The sequence below is a fragment of the Nocardia cyriacigeorgica genome (assembly GCF_010868145.1).
Classification (GTDB): Bacteria; Actinomycetota; Actinomycetes; order Mycobacteriales; family Mycobacteriaceae; genus Nocardia; species Nocardia cyriacigeorgica_D.
Genome location: NZ_JAAGUY010000006.1, coordinates 142913 through 162996, shown reverse-complemented (window position 1 = coordinate 162996; position 20084 = coordinate 142913). Strand labels below are relative to the sequence as shown.

Below are 20084 nucleotides of genomic sequence, written 5' to 3'. Positions count from 1 at the left end.
ACACGCGCCTAGCCGTAGGACGTAGTCCACGAATGATGATTCGGAGCGTCACGGCGGCCGGATGGCCGGGGGTTCGGATTTGTTTCACATCCAACAGCCTTGGCAGAACACCACTTTGGACAGCTACATTTTCGCTATCTCAGTAGACGCAGTAAAAATTTCGAAAAGAGTGCCGAAACGCCGCTCCGACGTGCCGGTCGGCCCTGTCGGCGGCTATCGGTCGGCGAACACCGGCACCGCTCGCTCGACGAGACCGCTTGTCCGCCCGGACCAGACAGATAACGGACGTCCGGTTAGGGGATCGCCGTTCAGGCGGACGGGTGCGACGATAACCCTGGCGAAGATGTCTGCTCGGTCGGCTCGCTCCGATGACGGGTTCGCCGGCGGATTGCCACGGCGGTCACCGCGCCCGCGGTGAGGATGATCGCGAGCCATTCCGGCGCAGCACCGAGCCGGGTGGCCAGGGTCGTCGATGTGCGCAACGGCAGGTCGGCGACCAAGGCGGCGGGTACGAACAGTTCGGTCTGCTGCTGTATCGACCCGTCGGCGGCGACGATGGCGCTGACGCCCGAGGTCGCTGCGACGACGAGCGCGCGACCGTGTTCCACCGCCCGTACCCGGGACATGGCCAGCTGCTGATAGGTCATCTCGCTGTCACCGAACGTGGCGTTGTTGGTCGGCACCGTCAGCAGCTCGGCCCCTGCGCTCATGGAGTCGCGGAACGCGCGGTCGAAGGCGACCTCGTAGCAGGTGGCGACCCCCAGGTCGATCCCGGCGACTTCCACGGTGCCGTCACCGTGACCGGGGACGAAATATCCGGCGCGATCGGCGTAATCGGAGAACAACCGGAAGAACCCGCGCATCGGCAGATATTCGCCGAACGGCTGGATGATGCGCTTGTCATGGCGTGGGCCCGGCCCTGATTCCTCGGTCCAGACCATCATCGAATTGGTGGTGGTGCGATCGTCGTTGACCAACACCGCGCCGACAAGGATGGGGGCGCCCACCCGGCGTGCGGCGCGGGTGATGATCGCGGCGGCGTCGGTATTGCGCAGCGGGTCGATATCGGAGGAGTTCTCCGGCCAGATCACCAGGTCCGGTTGCGGTGCCCGTCCGGCGTCGACATCGTCGGCCAGCTGTTCGGTGCGGCGGGCGTGATTATCGAGGACGGCGCGGCGCTGGGCGTTGAACTCCAGCCCGAGGCGGGGCACGCTGCCCTGGATGGCTGCGACGGTGATGGTGCTGTCGCCGTCGTCCGGGGCGGGCAGCGCGGGGCGCAGCATCAGACCCGCCACCGGCATGACCACGATGACGAGGACCGCGGTAACAACCGCACGGCGGCGGTTGCCGTGGACGGATTCGGACCCGGCCGCGTCGGAATGTCCACTCCCCGAACTTCCGGCACCCTCCGTTGCGCCGGACCCCGCGTCCGTAGTCGCGCGGTCGACCTCGTCCGGCGCGACAACAGTGCGCCGAAGCGCGACTACGAGGGCCGCCAGCCCGGTACCGGTCAGCGCGACCGCGAAGCCGACCAGCGGCGCACCGCCGTAGGCGGCCAGCGGCAGGAACCAACCGTCGGCCTGGCCGAAAGCCAGCCGACCCCAGGGGAATCCGCCGAAGGGAAAGCTGGAGCGCCCCCATTCGGCCGTCGTCCAGGCCAGCGCGATCCACAGCGGCCAACCGGGCAGCGTGCCGAGCAATCGCGCCATCAGGCCGAAAAGGCCGATATACACCGCACATGCCGTCGACAGCGCCAGCCACGGCACCGGACCGACGTAGATGCCGGTCCACGGCAGCAGGGGCAGGAAGAACCCGAGACCGGCGAGCAAGCCGTAACCGAAACCGCCGCGCAGCTTGCCGGTGCCGCGCACGCTCAGCGTGAGCAGGGCGATGCCGATCGGCGCGAGAAACCACCACGGGCGCGGCGGAAAGCTGCCGAACAGCAGCAGGCCGGCGACGACGGCCGCCACCGCGCGGATCAGCACCGGATGTCGCTTCGCGATGGCCGCCGGACGGGACCTGCGACCGGACGGCTCAGCCGCCATGAATGGTCACTCCCCGGTGCACGGTCCGCAGGCAGCGAGGCAACGCATCACCAGGGGCCAGCGAGGGCAGGCCGGGGACTCGCGACCGAGGATCGGTGGACCAGCGCTGCACGGAATCGGCGGCAGCGGCGACCACGAGGTCACCGGCTTCCCAGACCGCGTAGGAGGCCGGCGCGCCCGGCACCAGGGTGCCCGCGACACCGTCGCGCACACCGCCCGCCCGCCATGCGCCCCTCGTGGCCGCGGCGAACGCGGCACGCGGAGACAGACCGTGGCCGGGGGTCCGGTGCTCGGCCGCGGCACGGACCGCGGCCCATGGGTCGAGGGCGGTGACGGGCGCGTCCGAGCCGATAGCCAGGGAGATGCCTGCCGAGGCCATGGCGGCGAACGGGTTGAGCCGCGCGGCGCGCTCGGCACCGAGCCGTGCGGCGTACATGCCGTCGGTGCCGCCCCACGCGGCGTCGAACGCGGGCTGCACGCTCGCGATGACGCCCCATGCGGCGAGTTTGCCGATCTGTTCGGCGTCGATCATCTCCGCGTGCTCGATCCGGTGCCCGCGCGCGGCCACGGCCGGACCACCCAATTCGTCGACGACCGTGCCGAATCCGGCGACGACAGCGTCCATCGCGGCATCGCCGATGACGTGGAACCCGGCCTGGATCCCGGCCTCGGTGCACGCACGCACGTGGGCGGCGACCCCGGCGGCGTCCAGATAGCCGAACCCGGTTCCCTCGGCGTCGGCGTACGGCTCGCGCAGCCATGCGGTGCGCGAACCGAGCGAGCCGTCTACGAACAGGTCGCCGGCCAGGGCGTGCACACCCAGTTCGGCGACCAGCGTGCGGGCCTCCTCGGCGCTCTCTACCGCCTGACCCCAGTTGGCGCGGACCTCGACGCCGTGATCGAAGGCGAGCAGTTCACGCAGATCGGTCACCCCGGAAATGTCCGGGCCCGCGCATTCGTGCACGGCGGCGATGCCGTGCGCCGCGGCGTGATCGAGGGCGGCGCGGCGAGCGGCGTCACGCTGTTCCCGGTCCAGGGCGGCAAGCGTGGCGGCGCGCACCAGATGGTGGGCCTGCGCGCGCAGCGGTTCACTCCTGCTGAATCCGGTGGCCGCGGTCAGGTCCGGCACCGCGTCGAGAACGGCGGTGGAGACGACCGCGGAATGGGCGTCGACGCGGGAGAGGTAGACGTGTCTGCCGAGGTCGGCGCCGAGCGCGGTATCGATGTCGGCGGCGGATGGCGGCCGCTGTTCCGGCCAGCGCGTCTCGTCCCAGCCGTCACCGATGATCACCGCGCCGGGGCGGGACGCGGCGAAGGTGGTGAGCAGTTCAAGGCAGTGTTCGAGCGAGCGTGCGCCGGACAGGTCGAGTCCGGTCAGTTGCAGGCCGAGCGCGGTGGTGTGCAGATGGGGTTCCACGAACGCGGGCGCGACGAAAGCGCCGTCCAGATCGACGATCTCGGCGTCGAGGTGCAGTGCGCGGCCCACGTGGTCGGCGCCCAGCCACACGACAGTCCCGTCGGTGACCGCCATCGCGGTCGCGTCCGGAGAACTGGAACTGTAGATACGACCGCCGACCAGCAACTGGGTACTCACGATCGACCAGTCTGCCAGTGCCACATCCACGCACCGGCACCGGCGGGTGCGGTGCCGATCACCCCGCTGCCCGGATCTCGCCGAACGTGCTCAGGCCCCGTCGATGGCGGGACGGGTGCTCGGACGTGGGTCGTCGTACCACTCGGTGACCACGACTCCGTCGACCACATCGTCGCCATCGATGACCACGCCGCGATAGGGGATCCGCGCGGCTACTCGCTCCATCCGGCGCGCCGTCACCGCTGCCACCAGCGGACGCAAAAGGGCGCGCGTCGGCGGCAGGAGCAGCAGCAGGCCGAAGACCGACGTGACCAGACCGGGAACGAACATCAAGACACTGCCCGTCGCCACCAGCGCGCCGTCGGCGACCGCGGTGCCCGGGGTGATCTCACCGCGTCCGGCCCTGCGGAACTGCTCGAAGACCCGGCGGCCCTGCGAGCCGATGAGCAGCATGCCCGCCGCCGAGCACGCGATCAGCACGAGGATGGCCGGCATGACGCCGATCAGCTGCGCGACGCCGACGAACGCGGCGATCTCGACGACGAGGTAGGCGAGGAATACAACAGCGGGCATGACGTTCCTTCCGGACGATCTACCCCTTCAACGTCCGCACGGCCGGATTTTCTCCCGCCGAGACCGATCCGTTGCCGAGCTCACCCGCCGGGACGCACCAGGCCGGTTTCGTATGCCAAAACCACCGCCTGCACGCGATCGCGCAGGTCGAGTTTGGTCAGCACCCGTCCGACATGGGTTTTCACCGTCGCTTCGGACAGGAACAACTGGGCGGCGATCTCGGCGTTCGACCGTCCCGCGGCGATCTGTTCTAGCACCTCGCGCTCACGTGCGGTGAGCACATCGAGGACGCCGGGGTCGCGGGTGCGCCCGGGATCCTCACTGATCATGCGGTCGAGCAGGCGTTTGGTGACCTTGGGTGAGACCACCGCGTCACCGGCGGCGACGCTGCGGATCGCCGAGATCAGGTCCTCGGGCGGGGTGTCCTTGAGCAGGAATCCGCTGGCACCGGCGCGCAGCGCGCCCAGCGCGTGCTCATCCAGGTCGAAGGTCGTCATCACCAGCACACGGCTACCGTGGCCTGCCTCGACGATCTGGGTGGTGGCGGTGACGCCATCGACGACGGGCATCCGCACGTCCATCAGCACCACATCGGGCTGCAGTTCACTCGCCTGCGTCACCGCGAGCGCGCCATTGGCGGCTTCACCGATCACTTCGATGTCGGGATGCGCGCCGAGCACCATTTTCAACCCCATACGCATGAGTTCCTGGTCATCGACGACGAGAACGGTGATCGGCACGAACCACAGCGTAGTGCCCGGCGAGCCTCGTCCCGACCGGCCGGGGCCGGGTCAGTCGGGCTGGATCAACGGGATGGAGGCCCGCACCCGCCAGGAACCGTCGGAGGCGCGCCCGGCGTCCATGGTTCCGCCGAGGACGGCGACCCGTTCCCGCATCCCGGCCAGACCGAGTCCGCTGCCGGTGATGCGGTTCGCCGGTTCCTGCACCGGTACACCGCCGGTGTCGGTGACCTCGATGAGCACATCGTCATCGCGACGGTGCACGCGTACCCATGCCTTGGGGTGGGCGCCGGCATGCCGCAGGGTGTTGGTCAGCGATTCCTGCACGATGCGGTGCACGCCGAGGCTGATCTCGGGGGCGATATCGTCGAGTTCGCCGGTCATCTCCAACTCCACCGCGAGGCCGGTACCGCGCATCATCTCCACCACTTTGGCCAAGCCCGCGGTGCCGTGCTGGGGAAGCTGGTCGGGTGCGTGCTCGGTACGTAGCAGGGCGACGGTGCGGCGCAGTTCGCGTAGCGCCTCGCGTCCGGTCGCGGCGATGGTGGTGACGGCCTGCTCGGCCACGTCGGGGTCATGACGCAGGGCGTATTTCGCGCCGTCGGCCTGCACGATGATGACGCTCACCGCATGGGCGACCACATCATGTAGCTCTCGCGCGATGCGGGTGCGTTCGGCCGAGACCGCGTCGTGCGCACGGCGTTCCCTGTCGTAATCGGCGACCGCGAGCCGGGCGGCGACTTCGGTGTCATAGGCGTGCCGTGCGCCGACGAATTCGGCGAGTGTCCAGCACAGGGCATACAGCACCACAACGAACGCCATATCGGTGCCGACCGGGAACCCTGTCGCCATCGTCGACAACCCGGTGTCGATGACCAGGCCGATCAGGAACAGCAGACCGTCACGCCGCCCGACGTAGGCGACCAGGGTGTACAGCATGATGCCGAGCCCGAGCAGCGCAACGTGTTCGGATTCCTCGTCGGTCAGGTAGCTGACCGCGGTGGTGGTGATCGACAGCCCGAGCATGGCCACCGCCATGACCCGCGGGTAGACCCGGCGCAGGATCATCGGCAGCGGCAGCAGCACCGACAGGGCGAGATAGGAGACCTTGTTCTGCGCGGCGGACACGCCGAGCACATCGAGAACGAGCAGTACACCGGCCAGCATCGAATCGGCGACGATCGGCTTGCCGCGAAGCCACAAACTGAACCTGCGCACGCCGTTCAGCGTAAGGGTGCGGTCGGCGCAGACCTGGAACGGCGCGGCCGACGGCCGGCACTCGGCATGCGGGCCGACCCGGGAGCCACGGAATGCCGTGTCCCTGGTTGTCTTGCCCTCGTGGATATCACCGACTGGGCGGTCCTGTTGACCGCGGCGACGGCGGCAGGCTGGGTGGATGCCGTGGTCGGCGGCGGCGGCCTGATCGTGTTGCCGACACTGCTGCTGGTGGCGCCGGGGATCGCGCCACAAACGGCGTTGGGCACCAACAAGCTCTCGGCAGTGGCGGGCACAACCGCGGCAGTGGTGACCTTCTCCCGGAAGGTGCCGATCCGCTGGCGGGTGCTGCTGCCCGCGGCCTTGATCGCGGCGGTGACGGCGGCGGCCGGAGCGGCGGCGGTGTCGCTCATCGATCGGGACCTGTTCATTCCGATCGTGTTGGTAGTGCTGGTCGGGGTGGCGGTCTTCGTCACCGCGCGCCCGTCGGTCGGGGTCACTCTGGCCACTCATGCGCCGACGCGGCGCAAGTTCATTCTGGTGGTAGCGCTGTCCGCGGGGCTGATCGGCTTCTATGACGGGCTGCTGGGGCCGGGCACCGGCACGTTCCTGATCATCACCTTCGCCACCTTGCTCGGCACCGAATTCGTCCGGGCCGCGGCGATGGCCAAGGTCATCAACTGTGGGTCGAATGTGGGTGCGCTGATCTTCTTCGGCGCGACCGGCCACATTCTGTGGGCTCTGGGCGCGGCGATGGCCGTTGGCAATGTCGCTGGCGCGGTGGTTGGGTCGAGGATGGCGTTGAGCCGCGGCGCGGAATTCGTCCGCGTCGTCCTGCTGGTGGTGGTGATCGCGATGGTGGTGCGGCTGGGCTGGCAGCAGTTCGGCTGAGCGCCCTCAGACGCGGGCGAGCCAGGGACGCAACACTTCGGAGGTGGTTTCGTGGATCTTGCGCTGCAAACGCTCGCCGTCTTCGATGCCGATCTGCGCGCCCTGGAACAGCACCGTCAGCGCACCGGACACCGCGCCGACGACCGCGCCGACCAGCGCGGCGGCACCGACCTCGTCGAATTCGGCCGGGAACGCCGCATGTAACTGCCTGGCGATCTCGCGCTGGGCGAGAAGTTGCGCGTGCGCGGCGCGGCCGCTCACCGCGGGCACGGTACGCGAGACCTGTGCCCGCAATGCGGCGACGCGGGCGGCGAGGTCGTCGATCAGATGCTCGCCGGGATTGTCCCCGGCCGCGCGTAATGCGCGTAATAAGACCTCCACCGGCCGCTCCCCCGGCCGGCGTCCGGCGATCGCGACCACCGCGGCACGGACCCGATCGTCGGGTTCGGGGAACAGCAATTCCTCTTTGCTGGCGAAATAGTTGAAGAAGGTGCGGGTGCCCACCTCGGCGACAGCCGCGATATCGGCCACGGTTGTTTCCTCATAGCCTCTGGTCTCGAACAGCTCGACTGCGGCTTCGAGCAGCGCGCGGCGGGTACGTTCTCGTTTGCGATCGCGGAGGGCGGAAGGCGGCACGCGGGCACAGTACGACATCTGCTCGCGCGGGCGTGGTAGGCGCGAGCACCGCGTCCCGGTTCGATACGACTGCGCGCGGGAGGTATTCGACGGCGGCCGCCGGTGGCACCGACTACGGTGTGGTGGGTGAGCATCGCGACTTCCGAAGATGGCACGGGATCCGGCCGGGCAGGTCATGGCGTCGACGCCGAATTCGCGTCGCTACCACTGACAGGCCTCGCCGACGCCGCGCTCTCGGCCGCCACCGCGGCAGGCGCCTCGCATGCCGACTTGCGCGTGCACCGGCTGGTCACCCAGTCCATTCGATTGCGCGACGGGCGCGTCGAATCGGTCACCGATTCCGCCGAACTCGGACTGGCTGTGCGCGTGATCGTCGACGGCACCTGGGGTTTCGCCTCGCACGCGGCGCTCACCCCGCAGTCGGCGGCCGAGGTTGCCCGGCGCGCGGTCACGGTGGCGACCACGCTGCGCGCGCTCAACCGCGAGCGGGTCGAGCTGGCCGCCGAACCCCGCTACGACGACGCACGCTGGGTGTCGGCTTACGATCTCGACCCGTTCGCGGTGCCGACCGCCGACAAAGTGGCCCTACTGCAGGAGTATTCGCAGCGGCTGGCCGCGGCCGACGGCGTCGATCATGTGACGGCCTCGGTGTTGCAGGTCAAGGAGCAGACGTATTACGCCGACACCGCAGGTTCCTCGATCACCCAGCAGCGAGTTCGGCTGCACCCGCAGCTCGAGGCGATCACCGTCGACTCGGCGGCCGGGGTGTTCGAGACGATGCGGACACTGGCCGCACCGGCAGGGCGCGGGTGGGAGTACGTCACCGGCGCAGACGGAATCTGGGACTGGGACGGCGAACTCGCACGGATTCCGGAATGGCTGGCCGAGAAGGTGAAGGCGCCCGGCGTCATCGCAGGCCCCACCGATCTGGTCATCGACCCGACCAATCTGTGGCTCACCATCCACGAGTCCATCGGCCACGCGACCGAGTACGACCGCGCCATCGGCTACGAATCCGCCTACGCGGGTACCTCGTTCGCCACTCCCGACAAGCTCGGCACGCTGCGCTACGGCAGCCCGATCATGCATGTCACCGGTGACCGCACCGAAACGCACGGCCTGGCCACTGTCGGATACGACGATGAAGGAGTCGCCGGGCAACGGTGGGATCTGGTGCGCGACGGCGTCCTGGTCGGCTATCAGCTCGACCGGGTGTTCGCGCCTCGCCTCAGGCTGGAGCGTTCCAACGGCTGCTCCTACGCGGATTCGCCGCACCACGTGCCGATCCAGCGCATGGCCAATGTGTCACTGCAACCGGACCCGCAGCGCGATACCAGCACCGATGAGCTGATCTCGCGGGTGCAGAACGGTATCTACATCGTCGGCGACAAGAGCTGGTCGATCGACATGCAGCGCTACAACTTCCAGTTCACCGGGCAGCGGTTCTTCCGCATCCGCGACGGCAAACTGGATGGGCAGCTGCGCGATGTGGCGTACCAGGCCACCACCACGGACTTCTGGGGTGCGATGGAGGCGGTGGGCGGGCCGTCCACCTGGCAGCTCGGTGGTGCGTTCAACTGCGGTAAAGCACAGCCGGGTCAGGTGGCGGCGGTCAGTCACGGCTGCCCGTCGATTCTGGTGCGCGGCATCAATGTTCTCAATACGCGGACGGAGGCGGGGCAGTGAAGGTGACCGGCGCGGCGATTCTGCCGGGTGGGGCGGCCGTCGAACAGGCGTTGGCGTTGTCGAAGGCGGACGAGGCGATGGTCATCGTCACCGACGCGCACGAGGCGTCATTGCGCTGGGCGGGCAATTCGATGACCACCAACGGGTCATCGGTATCGCGGCAGTGGGCCATGGTGTCCGTGTTCCGGGACGGACCGAACGCCGCGCGCGTCGGCAGCGTCACGGCCACCAGCGTCGACGGTGCGGATATCGAGGCCGTGGTGCGTGCGAGCGAGGAGGCGGCCCGCACAGCCGAGCCTGCGCGCGATGCTATGCCGCTGCTGGAGGCCGATGATTTCGCCGATCCCGAGGAGTGGGCCGGCGAGCCCGGCCGGACCGGGATCGAAGTGTTCACCGGATTGGCGGCCGACCTGGCCGAGGGGTTCGACGGCGCCGACACGCTGTATGGTTTCGCCCACCACCAGATGCACACCACCTGGCTCGGCACGTCCACCGGGCTGCGCCGTCGCTATGTGCAGCCCACCGGATCGGTGGAGATCAACGGAAAGCGTGGCACGGGCGCCGATCTGGCCAGCGCATGGGTGGGTGTGGGCACTGGCGATTTCACCGATGTGGACACGCCCGGACTGCTGGCGGAACTGTCGCGGCGGTTGGATTGGTCGGCGCGGCGGGTCGAATTGCCCGCGGGCCGGTACGAGACGCTGCTGCCGCCGTCGGCGGTGGCGGATCTGATGATCTATCTGGCGTGGACGATGGAGGGTCGCGGCGCCCATGAGGGCCACACTGCGCTGTCGCGGCCCGGTGGTACCCGGATCGGTGAGCGGCTCACCGATATTCCGCTGACCCTGTATTCGGATCCGAGTGCCAGCGGTCTCGAGTACCGCCCGTTCGTCGCGACGCCCGCGTCGTCGGAGGCGCTGTCCGTGTTCGACAACGGCCTGTCCGCGCAGCGCGTGGATTGGTTGCGCGAGGGCGTGATCGAATCGCTGGTCTACCCGCGCGCCACGGCCGCCGAATTCGACGCCCCAGCTACCGTTCCCGGCGAGAATCTGCTGCTGGCCGGTGGCTCCGGCGCCACTCTCGACGAGATGATCGCCCGCACCGAGCGCGGCCTGCTGCTCACCACCCTGTGGTACATCCGCGAGGTCGACCCTGCCACGCTGCTGCTCACCGGCCTCACCCGCGACGGCGTCTATCTGGTCGAGAACGGCGAAGTGACCGCCGCCGTCAACAACTTCCGCTTCAACGAAAGCCCTCTCGATCTGCTGCGCCGCACCACCGAAGCCGGCGCGACCACCCTCACACTGCCCCGCGAATGGAAAGACTGGTTCACCCGAACCGCCATGCCCCCACTCCGCATCCCCGACTTCCACATGTCCTCGGTCAGCCAGGCGACGTAGTGGGCGCGGTCTACAGCGCTACTGCGCCGGGGTGATCTCGATGCCGATGGTGCCGGATTTGCCGCGGCGCAGGGTGCTGCCGAGGATGACCAGCGGACCGATGAGGAAGTACTTCTTGCGGAGTAGGCGACGGACGTTCTCGGTTTCGGCGGCGTCGAGGACACGGGCGGTGCCGTCGATGACCTCGCCGCGGGGTGTGCCCTTGTAGCTGCACGGTTGCAGCGTGACGGCTGGGTTGCGGCGCACCCGCTTGACCTTCCAGCTCTCGGTCTCGGTCCAGACGAACACTTTTCCGTCATCGGAGGCCGCCCACACCGGTGTGCCGACCGGCGAGCCGTCCTTGCGGAACGTCGTCAACAGGACGTAGTCGGCTTTTTCGACAGCGGTGCGCGCATCGGTCATGCCACCACCGTAGGCGATCGGGTCAGCGGTCGTCGGCCATGCGGTATTCACCCGCCTCCAGGCGCGCCAGCACGCCGGAGGTCCAGCCGGACAGATTCTCGAACACCCCACTCCACAGCTCCAGCAGGTCGGTGGCGTGCGGGGCATCGTGGCGGCCAGGGAAATCCGGGACCATCTCCAGCAGGCCGTCGCGTACCTCGGTGCTGCGGTGCCGCTGCTCGCGCAGCTTGTCGATGACGTGGGCGCGCGGCAACGCATCCATGAACGCGATCGCCGCACCGAGCTCTTCCATGTCGATGCTGATCAATGCCGCGTCCATCAGCGTGCGGAACTCGTCCTCGCCGGATTCGGTGAGTTCGAACATCGTCCGGCCCGGCCCCAGGCCGCTGTCCTCGGTGCCCAGCGCGCGCAACTTACCTTCCTGGGTGAGCTGTTTGAGCGCGTGGTAGATCGAGCCCGGCTTGACGTTGGTCCAGGTCTCGGCCCGCCAGGACAACAGCTCTTGCCGCACCGCGTACCCGTGGGTGGGTTGCTGCCTGCGCATCACCCCGAGAACCAGCAGCCGCACCGCCGACATCGGACTCCTTTCAGGGGCTGCGCCGACCGCCGGCCCACCCCCACCATGCTAGTCAAATTTGACGTCCGATCCGCGCAGATGCCGCCGAGGACACCAATTCTCACCGCAGGACGTCACCCCACCCAATCGAATACCTGCAATTTCTGAATTCTTCCTATTGCGAAGAATTGATCATCTACAAGATAGCCGAAGCGAATCGTGCAGTATAGACGATATTCGTCGCGAGCGCGACAATTGTTTGTATCCACTGTCGTTCGTCGGGGGGACGCCATTGGAAATCGGCAACATGAATGGAACAACGATGTTTATCAGGAAATTGGTGGCCACGGCGATATTGGCCATCGCCGCCACCGGTATAGCCACTGCCACCGCACAGGGCCAGGCAGGGGTGGCAGCAGGACCCAGCTTCACGTCGGTCAGCGGACCGGTCGCCTATACGACGACCCTCGCCGCCGACCGCTCCAGCGCAACCGTCACATTGGCTGCGGGCACATTCGAGATGACACCCGGTGTGGTCACCGTCAGAGCCAACGACGGCACGGTCGTCGGCGCGATCCCGACGACATTGCGCATGCAGACAGGCCAGAGCTTCGAGGTGACGCCCGCGGTCGACCGGACCGGCACAGTGCTGACCCTGACCCCGACGGCAGGGCCGGCCCCAGGCACGGCGACTTCACCTGAGGCGGTCGCATTGCAGTCGATCGGTAATGCCGGAACCATTGCCGCGGGCATCGCCATCGGCTGCGTCATCGGCATTGTCATCGGCATCTGGTTCTTCTTCTTCGGCGCCGTCATCGGGTGCGCAGTCGGTGCCGTGATCGGCGGATTCATCGGCGCAGGAGTCTGAACACGCCGTCGGTGAGACCCACCGCAGAACCCGCACAAGGAGGTCGAGGGCCGAGCGCATGATCGCTCGGCCCTCAGCCGAACCCCAGTAGTCAAGTTTGACTTCCACCCTTGCCGGCCTTAGCCTCAGGTAGTCAAACTTGATTACGGAGGCTCCGAAATGGGCGATGTCGCCGTCCCTGTGCTCCCCACCGCCGATCTGCCCCGAACGCTCGACTTCTACCGCGTACTCGGCTACCAGGTCACCTACGAACAGACCCGTCCGTACGTCTACGGGGCCATCGAAGCCCACAACTGCGCCATACATTTCAATGCACCGCAAGGCAAGGGAAGTATCCCCGAAGGCTGGTCGGGATGCCTGGTCATGGTCGACGATATCGCAGAGCGGCACCGCGTCTTCACCACCTTGTTGCGCGCTCACTACGGCAAGATCCCGACCAAAGGCGAGCCGAGGATCACCCGATTCCGCCCCGGGCAATCCCGATTCAGCGTCATTGATCCGGACGGCAACTGGGTCACCTACATCCAGAACGATGAACCCATGGAACTCGAGTACGGGGGTTCCAAGACGCTAACCGGCCTGGCCCGGGTGTTGGACAACGCGCGAATACTGCGAGACTTCAAAAACGACGACGAGGCGGCAACACGCGTGCTCGAAGTGGGACTTCGCCGATACGCCTCCACCGCGTCCGCCACCGAGGTGGCGCGCGCCTGGGCGACACTCACCGACCTGGCTGTCGCTATGAACCATGCGGAACGTGTGGCGCACTACCGCAGCGCAATGCATGCCGTACAACTGACCGTCGAGGAGCGCAACTCACTGGTCACCGACGCGAATGTGAGCCCCGCGCTGATCGAATGGCTGAACCCGCCGGAGGCCTGATCAGCCGGGTGTTCATTCCGCCAGCGTCAGGATCCGCGGCCCGCCCTCGGTGATCGCCACCGTGTGTTCGGAATGCGCCGTCCGCGACCCATCCGCCGAGCGGATCGTCCATCCATCGGGATCGGTGACGATGCGATCGGTGGTGCGCGCGAACCACGGCTCTATGGCAATAGTCAGCCCGGGCCGCAGCGGAAATCCGCGGCCGGCGCGACCGACATTGGACACGTGCGGATCCTCATGCATGGTGCGTCCGAGTCCGTGCCCGCCGAATTCGTTATTGACCGGGTAGCCGTAGGCTGATGCGACCGCCGAAATGGCCGCGGAGATGTCACCGATCCGATTACCCGGCAGCGCCACCTCGATCGCGGCGTCGAGGGCCTCCTCGGTGGCCCGCACCAGACGCAGATCCTCGTCAGCGGCGGTTCCGACCACCACGGTCGAGGCCGAATCCGCGACCCACCCATCGATGGAGACGGCGAGATCCATGGTCAGCACATCGCCGTCGCGTAACGCGTAATCGAACGGAAGTCCGTGCAGCACCGCATCATTCACCGACAGACATACCGTATTGCGGAACGGTCCGCGACCGAAGGACGGCGCATAGTCCCAATAGCACGACTGCGCACCGCGCTGCCGGATCCGCTCGCGCACCACCGCCTCGAGTTCCAGCAGGTTCACCCCCACCGCCGTACGAACCCGCAACTCGGCCAACGTCTCGGCGACGAACCGCCCCGTCACCGCCATCCGCTCGATCTCCTCGGGCGACTTCAACTCGACCATCACAACCTCCACATCGACATCATCGGTATTTTAATACCAGATTGCGGTATTTAAATACCAGCCGTAGGGTGGTTGCATGGTTCGTCTGCCCTTGACTCCCGCCCAGGTGGAGGCCGGTCGCCGGCTCGGTGCCCGATTGCGGACCGCGCGCGGTGGCCGCGATCTCGTCGACGCCGCTCGCGCGGCAGGTATTTCCCCGGAGACGTTGCGCAAGATCGAAACCGGCCGCCTGCCCTCCCCCGCGTTCGGCACGGTGGTGGCCTTGAGTCAGGTGCTCGACCTGCCGCTGGATGAACTCGCCGCCATCTGGATGTCGGGCAGTTTGGCCGAATCCGCCTGATCCCGCGTCAGGCGGCGCGTTCGGCGATCGCGATACCCACCGAGGCGTCGGCACCGCGCAACAACTTGTGGCCGCCGATGGCGAGGGCGCCGAGGATGCCGTACTTGCTCGCCACCACATCCCGCACGTGCTGGCTGTTATCGGCATCGAGGATCGTCGCTGTCCCGGCCCGGATCTCGCCGCCGCCGTCGGTGCGGCCGCGGTTATCGCATTCCTGCAGCATCACCTGAGGATTGCGGCGTATCCGCTTGACCTTCCACGATCCCTGGTTGGTCCACACCAGAATGCGGTCGCCGTCCGGCGCCACCCACACCGGTGTCCCCACCGGTGTGCCGTCCTTCTTGTAGGTCGTGAGCAGGGCGTATTTGCTGGATGCCAGTTCGTTCCATGTCATACCGAAAACGGTAGGGCGCGGCGTGGGAGCCGACATCTGCCCACAGGCAGATCCGCGGCTACGCCCGCGGGCGTACTGGGCAGCCACCGGCGGCTCGCCGGACAGGCCGCCCACGATGCCGGATCGATGGCGCGGGGCGCGACGAGGAATCTCCGGCGTCGACGCCCCGGCTCTGCCGCCACCTACTCCAGCTCACCCTCGGTCTCCAGATAGATCTGACGAAGCCGGTCCAGGGTTCCCTGCTCGGGGGCGTCCCAGAGCTTGCGTTCGGCCGCCTCGAGCAGGCGCTCGGCGATTCCGTGCAGTGCCCACGGATTGGACTGCTCCATGAACTGGCGGTTGACGTCGTCGAAGACGTAGCTTTCCGCCAACTTCTCATACATCCAGTCCGCGACCACATCGGTGGTGGCGTCGTAGCCGAACAGGTAGTCGACGGTCGCCGCCATCTCGAACGCACCCTTGTACCCGTGCCTGCGCATGGCTTCGAGCCAGCGCGGGTTCACCACGCGGGCCCGGAACACCCGGGAGGTCTCCTCCGACAGCGTGCGGGTGCGCACAGCATCCGGGCGGGTGCTGTCGCCGATGTAGGCCTCGGGGTTCTTTCCGGTGAGCGCCCGGACCGTGGCCACCATGCCGCCGTGGAACTGGAAGTAGTCGTCGGAGTCGGCGATATCGTGCTCGCGGGTGTCGGTGTTCTTGGCTGCCACGGTGATCCGGCGGTATGCGGTGCGCATATCGTCGGCGGCGGGGGCGCCGTCGAGGTCGCGGCCGTAGGCGTAGCCGCCCCAGGTGGTGTAGACCTGCGCGAGATCATCATCGGTGCGCCAGCTCTTGGAGTCGATGAGCTGGAGCAGGCCCGCGCCATAGGTGCCGGGTTTGGAACCGAAGATGCGCGTGGTGGCACGGCGTTCGTCTCCGTGGTCGGCGAGGTCGGCCTGCGCATGGGCGCGCACATAGTTGGACTCGGCAGGTTCGTCGAGGTCCGCCACGAGGCGCACCGCGTCGTCGAGCAGGGCCAGGACGTGCGGGAAGGCATCACGGAAGAACCCGCTGATGCGCACCGTCACATCGATGCGCGGACGTCCGAGTTCGGCGAGCGGGATCACCTCGAGGGTGGTGACGCGACGGCTCGCCTCGTCCCAGACCGGACGCACGCCGAGCAGCGCGAGAACCTCCGCGATATCGTCGCCGGAGGTCCGCATGGCCGAGGTGCCCCACACCGACAAACCCACCGAGGTCGGGTATTCGCCGTGATCGGTGCGGTAGCGCTCGAGCAGCGAATCCGCCATGGCCTGACCGGTTTCCCACGCCAGGCGCGACGGGACGGCCTTGGGGTCGACAGAGTAGAAATTACGGCCGGTGGGCAACACATTGATCAAGCCGCGCAGCGGTGAACCGCTCGGCCCGGCCGGGATGAATCCGCCATTGAGAGCGTGCAGGACACGATCGATCTCGACTCCGGTCTCGCGCAGCCGCGGCACCACCTCTGTTGCGGCGAAACGCAGCACGGAACGGACGTCATCGAAGCGCGATGCCCGCCCGCTCGCCCCGTCGACGGGATTTGCCCGGGTTGCATTCGCATCCGCCGCCGACGCCACGCCGCTCACCGCTAGCTCGGCGGCGAATTCATCGACCAACCCGTCGACGGCATCCACCGACCAGTCCGCCGCCTGCAGTGCGGCGACCAGCCCGCGCGCCTGACTCTCGACGACATCGACCCGCTCGCGAACCTCACTGCCGGATTCGCTCAGCCCCAACGCCTCCCGCAGGCCGGGGACATTACGTTCCCCGCCCCACAGCTGCCGCGCCCGCAACATCGCCAACACCAGGTCGACCTCGGTCTCGCCCTCGGGCGCCTGACCGAGTACATGCAGGCCGTCGCGGATCTGGACGTCCTTGATCTCGCACAGCCAGCCGTCGACGTGCAGCAGCATATCGTCGAAGACGTCTTCATCCGGACGTTCGGCCAGGCCGAGGTCGTGATCCATTTTGGCCGCGCGCATGAGCGTCCAGATCTGCTGGCGGATCGCGGGCAGCTTCGCCGGGTCGAGGGTGGAGATGTTGGCGTGCTCGTCGAGCAGCTGCTCCAGCCGGGAGATGTCGCCATAGCTCTCGGCGCGCGCCATCGGCGGGATCAGGTGATCGACCAGGGTGGCGTGGGCGCGCCGCTTGGCCTGGGTGCCTTCGCCCGGATCGTTGACCAGGAACGGGTAGATCAGCGGCAGATCACCGAGGGCCGCATCGGTGCCGCAGGAGGCGGACATGCCGAGCGTCTTACCTGGCAGCCATTCCAGGTTGCCGTGTTTGCCCAGATGCACCATGGCGTCGGCACCGAAACCGCCCGCCGACTCCGGTGCCGACAGCCAGCGGTAGGCAGCCAGATAGTGGTGGCTCGGCGGAAGATCGGGGTCGTGGTAGATGGCGACGGGGTTCTCTCCGAAGCCGCGCGGTGGCTGCACCATCAACACGACATTGCCGAAACGCAGTGCCGCGATGACGATCTCCCCCCGCGGATCGCCGGAACGGTCCACGTACAGTTCGCCGGGCGGCGGACCCCACGCGTCGACGACGGCCGCACGCAGATCCTGCGGCAGCGAGTCGAACCATGCGGTGTAGGTGGCGGCGCCGATGCGGATCGGGTTGCCCTCCAGCTGTTCGGCGGTGAGCCAGTCGGGGTCCTGCCCGCCCGCTGCGATGAGAGCGTGGATCAATGCGTCACCGTCGCGGTCGTCGAGACCGGGGATTTCGGCCGAATCACCCAGGTCGTATCCGGCGGCGCGCAATTCGGTGAGCAACCGGATCGCGCTGGCGGGGGTATCCAGGCCGACGGCATTGCCGATGCGGGCGTGCTTGGTGGGATAGGCCGAGAGCATGAGCGCCAGCCGCTTCTCGGCGGCCGGGATATGACGCAGTCGCGCGTGACGTGTGGCGATGCCCGCCACACGCGCGGCCCGCTCCAGGTCGGGGACGTAGGTGGACAGTCCTTCGGCGTCGAATTCCTTGAACGAGAACGGGACGGTGATGATGCGGCCGTCGAATTCCGGCACCGCGACCTGGGTCGCCACATCCAGCGGAGACAAGCCGTCGTCATTGGCATCCCACTGCTCGCGGCCACTGGTGAGGCACAGGCCCTGCAGAATCGGCACATCGAGCTCGGCGAGGGCACCCACATCCCAGGCCTCGTCGTCACCACCGGCGGATGCGGTCGCGGGTTTCGTGCCACCCGCCGCAAGTACGGTGACGACCAGGGCATCCGCACTGCGCAGAGTGGTGAGCAATTCCGGCTCGGCCGTGCGCAGCGACGCGCAATACAGCGGCAGCGGGCGGGCACCGGCCTCTTCGATGGCGGTGCACAGGGCGTCGATGTAGGCGGTATTGCCCGCGAGATGCTGGGCGCGGTAGTAGATGACCGCAACAGTGGGGCCATCGACCTCGGCGGCATCGCGCTCGAGCTCTCCCCAGCTGGGCAACTGCACCGGCGGCTCGAAGCCGTGACCGGTGAGCAGCACCGTATCGGACAAGAAGTTGTGCAGTTGCCGCAGATTCTGCGAGCCGCCTGCGGCGAGGTAGTTGTGCGCGTCGGCGGCGACGCCCACCGGGACCGTCGAACATTCCATCAGCTCGGCGTCGGGCGCCAGCTCGCCGCCGAGCGCCACCATCGGCACGCCGCTGGTGCGGATTGCCTCCAGTCCCTCTTCCCAGGCCCGCTTACCGCCGAGGATGCGCACGATGACGAGGTCGGCACCGTCGAGCAACGCGGGCAGGTCCGCCACCAGCAGCCGCGCCGGATTACCCCACCGGTAGTCGGCGCCGCTGGCGCGCGCGCTCAGCAGATCGGTATCGGAGGTGGACAGCAGCAGGATCACGGGTGAGACCTTCCTCGGGTGACGCGCCCAACGGGTTATCGCTCGCCGGAGAGGGTCTGGCTGTTCACAGTGGCGCGACCGCACCGGAGTTTCACCGGTTTCCTCATCGCCCGCCGAGCCCCCGGATGCTACCGCGCGCACTGAGGGCTGCCCGCATCGCCCGGTTACCGAGAAACTCGTACCAGCAACTTCCCAACGTTCTTGCCGACGAGCAGACCCTGAAACGCAGGCACCGCTTGGTCCAGACCATCGACGATGTCCTCCAGGTACGCCAGTCGCCCATCGGCGACCCACGTGGTGGCGTGGTCGAGGAATTCCGCCATTTGAGTCGGCGCGAACTCGGTCTGGATGAAGCCACGGACGGTCAAGCTCATGCGCAGAATCAACCCCATGAGCAGACCGAGCCGGTCGGGACCCGGCGGCAGTTCGGTCGCGTTGTAGGCGGCGGCCAGTCCGCAGACCGGGATCCGGGCGAAACTGTTGAGTCTCGGCAGCACCGCGTCCAGAACTGCGCCGCCGACGTTCTCGAAGTACACGTCGATACCGTCCGGGGTAGCGGCGGCCAGTTGCTCGGCGAAGTCGTTGGCCCGATGGTCGATGGCGGCGTCGAAGCCGAACTTCTCGGTCAGCAGCCGGACCTTCTCCGGGCCACCGGCGATCCCGACGGTACGGGCGCCCTCGAGCTTCGCGATCTGACCGACCGCCGACCCGACCGGCCCGGTCGCCGCGGCCACTACGACCGTCTCACCGGCGGACGGTTGACCGATATTGCGCAGGCCCGCGTAGGCGGTGAATCCGGGCATCCCGAGCACGCCGAGCGCCGTCGTCACCGGCGCTCGCCGCGAATCGAGCGTGCGCAGATACGCCGCCGGTTCCACCGAATGCGTCTGCCAGCCGCCGTATCCGAGCACGATGTCGCCGGGGCGCACCGCCGTGTCCCGCGATTCCAGCACTCTGGACACGGTGGCACCCACCATCGTCGCGTCGATCGCCACCGGCGCCGCATAGGACGGCGCATCGCTCATCCGTCCACGCATGTACGGATCCAACGACAGATACAGCGTCTCGAGCAGGGCCTGCCCCTCACCGGGCGCGGGCAGCTCGACCGTTTCGGTGCGGAAGTTCTCCGGTTGCGGCGCACCGACCGGACGGGACGCGAGCACGATACGAGTGGTCTCCACGATTCCTCCTGTGGGTCGGCGTGTGTTCGATCATG

Annotated in this window: 18 protein-coding genes; 6 read left to right on the top strand and 12 right to left on the bottom strand. The window is 67.8% G+C overall.

The window, feature by feature from the left end:
• Positions 1–308: 308 nt before the first annotated feature.
• The 5 genes from lnt to GV792_RS10950 form a co-directional block, all read right to left on the bottom strand.
• On the bottom strand, positions 309–2045 hold the full coding sequence (lnt, locus tag GV792_RS10970) for an apolipoprotein N-acyltransferase (protein ID WP_163823944.1): 1737 nt from the start codon (positions 2043–2045) through the stop codon (positions 309–311).
• The gene (locus GV792_RS10965; protein ID WP_163823943.1) at positions 2035–3639 is read right to left on the bottom strand and encodes an amidohydrolase; all 1605 of its coding nucleotides are present in this window, start codon (positions 3637–3639) and stop codon (positions 2035–2037) included. Before GV792_RS10965 ends, lnt begins: the two co-directional genes overlap by 11 nt.
• Before the next feature lie 90 nt (positions 3640–3729).
• Entirely contained in the window at positions 3730–4212 is a 483-nt protein-coding gene (locus tag GV792_RS10960) for an FxsA family protein (protein WP_163823942.1), read from the bottom strand.
• A gap of 80 nt (positions 4213–4292) precedes the next feature.
• The gene (locus GV792_RS10955) at positions 4293–4952 is read right to left on the bottom strand and encodes a response regulator (protein ID WP_163823941.1); all 660 of its coding nucleotides are present in this window, start codon (positions 4950–4952) and stop codon (positions 4293–4295) included.
• A 51-nt stretch (positions 4953–5003) separates the two neighbouring features.
• Positions 5004–6170, bottom strand: coding sequence for a sensor histidine kinase (locus GV792_RS10950; RefSeq protein ID WP_163823940.1), 1167 nt, complete (start codon positions 6168–6170; stop codon positions 5004–5006).
• A 120-nt stretch (positions 6171–6290) separates the two neighbouring features.
• Here GV792_RS10950 and GV792_RS10945 point away from each other — a divergent pair, with 120 nt between their 5' ends.
• A complete protein-coding gene (locus GV792_RS10945; RefSeq protein WP_163823939.1) occupies positions 6291–7058 on the top strand; it encodes a TSUP family transporter in 768 nt (255 codons plus the stop codon).
• Between the two features lie 6 nt (positions 7059–7064).
• On the opposite strand, the gene GV792_RS10940 is transcribed toward GV792_RS10945, so the two are convergent.
• Entirely contained in the window at positions 7065–7694 is a 630-nt protein-coding gene (locus tag GV792_RS10940; RefSeq protein WP_309138621.1) for a TetR/AcrR family transcriptional regulator, read from the bottom strand.
• 126 nt (positions 7695–7820) lie between these two features.
• Here GV792_RS10940 and GV792_RS10935 point away from each other — a divergent pair, with 126 nt between their 5' ends.
• Both GV792_RS10935 and GV792_RS10930 read left to right on the top strand, forming a co-directional pair.
• Positions 7821–9380: a TldD/PmbA family protein gene (locus tag GV792_RS10935; RefSeq protein ID WP_309139099.1), complete on the top strand. Its 1560-nt coding sequence runs from the start codon at positions 7821–7823 to the stop codon at positions 9378–9380.
• 77 nt (positions 9381–9457) lie between these two features.
• The gene (locus GV792_RS10930; RefSeq protein ID WP_163824003.1) at positions 9458–10780 is read left to right on the top strand and encodes a metallopeptidase TldD-related protein; all 1323 of its coding nucleotides are present in this window, start codon (positions 9458–9460) and stop codon (positions 10778–10780) included.
• 18 nt (positions 10781–10798) lie between these two features.
• On the opposite strand, the gene GV792_RS10925 is transcribed toward GV792_RS10930, so the two are convergent.
• Both GV792_RS10925 and GV792_RS10920 read right to left on the bottom strand, forming a co-directional pair.
• Entirely contained in the window at positions 10799–11182 is a 384-nt protein-coding gene (locus GV792_RS10925; RefSeq protein WP_163823938.1) for a PPOX class F420-dependent oxidoreductase, read from the bottom strand.
• Positions 11183–11204: 22 nt separating this feature from the next.
• Complete coding sequence (locus GV792_RS10920; RefSeq protein ID WP_163823937.1) at positions 11205–11759, bottom strand: PadR family transcriptional regulator; 555 nt, start codon at positions 11757–11759, stop codon at positions 11205–11207.
• 58 nt (positions 11760–11817) lie between these two features.
• Between GV792_RS10920 and GV792_RS10915 the strand changes: the two genes are divergently transcribed.
• On the top strand, positions 11818–12606 hold the full coding sequence (locus GV792_RS10915; protein ID WP_256673794.1) for a hypothetical protein: 789 nt from the start codon (positions 11818–11820) through the stop codon (positions 12604–12606).
• 159 nt (positions 12607–12765) lie between these two features.
• Positions 12766–13488 carry a VOC family protein gene (locus GV792_RS10910; protein ID WP_163823936.1) on the top strand — a complete coding sequence of 241 codons (723 nt, stop codon included), beginning with the start codon at positions 12766–12768 and terminating at the stop codon, positions 13486–13488.
• Between the two features lie 12 nt (positions 13489–13500).
• On the opposite strand, the gene map is transcribed toward GV792_RS10910, so the two are convergent.
• Positions 13501–14268, bottom strand: a complete 768-nt coding sequence (gene map / locus GV792_RS10905) for a type I methionyl aminopeptidase (RefSeq protein WP_163823935.1) — start codon at positions 14266–14268, stop codon at positions 13501–13503.
• Positions 14269–14344: 76 nt separating this feature from the next.
• On the opposite strand from map, the gene GV792_RS10900 reads away from it, so the two are divergent.
• Positions 14345–14608 (top strand): helix-turn-helix transcriptional regulator, encoded by a 264-nt coding sequence (locus tag GV792_RS10900; protein WP_163823934.1) that lies wholly within the window; start codon positions 14345–14347, stop codon positions 14606–14608.
• A 7-nt stretch (positions 14609–14615) separates the two neighbouring features.
• Here the strand turns inward: GV792_RS10900 and GV792_RS10895 are convergent, their stop codons facing one another.
• From GV792_RS10895 to GV792_RS10885, 3 genes are all read right to left on the bottom strand, one after another.
• Entirely contained in the window at positions 14616–15002 is a 387-nt protein-coding gene (locus GV792_RS10895; protein ID WP_163823933.1) for a PPOX class F420-dependent oxidoreductase, read from the bottom strand.
• A 182-nt stretch (positions 15003–15184) separates the two neighbouring features.
• On the bottom strand, positions 15185–18868 hold the full coding sequence (gene cobN, locus GV792_RS10890; protein ID WP_163823932.1) for a cobaltochelatase subunit CobN: 3684 nt from the start codon (positions 18866–18868) through the stop codon (positions 15185–15187).
• Between the two features lie 164 nt (positions 18869–19032).
• Complete coding sequence (locus GV792_RS10885; protein WP_163824001.1) at positions 19033–20052, bottom strand: NADP-dependent oxidoreductase; 1020 nt, start codon at positions 20050–20052, stop codon at positions 19033–19035.
• Between the last annotated feature and the right edge of the window lie 32 nt (positions 20053–20084).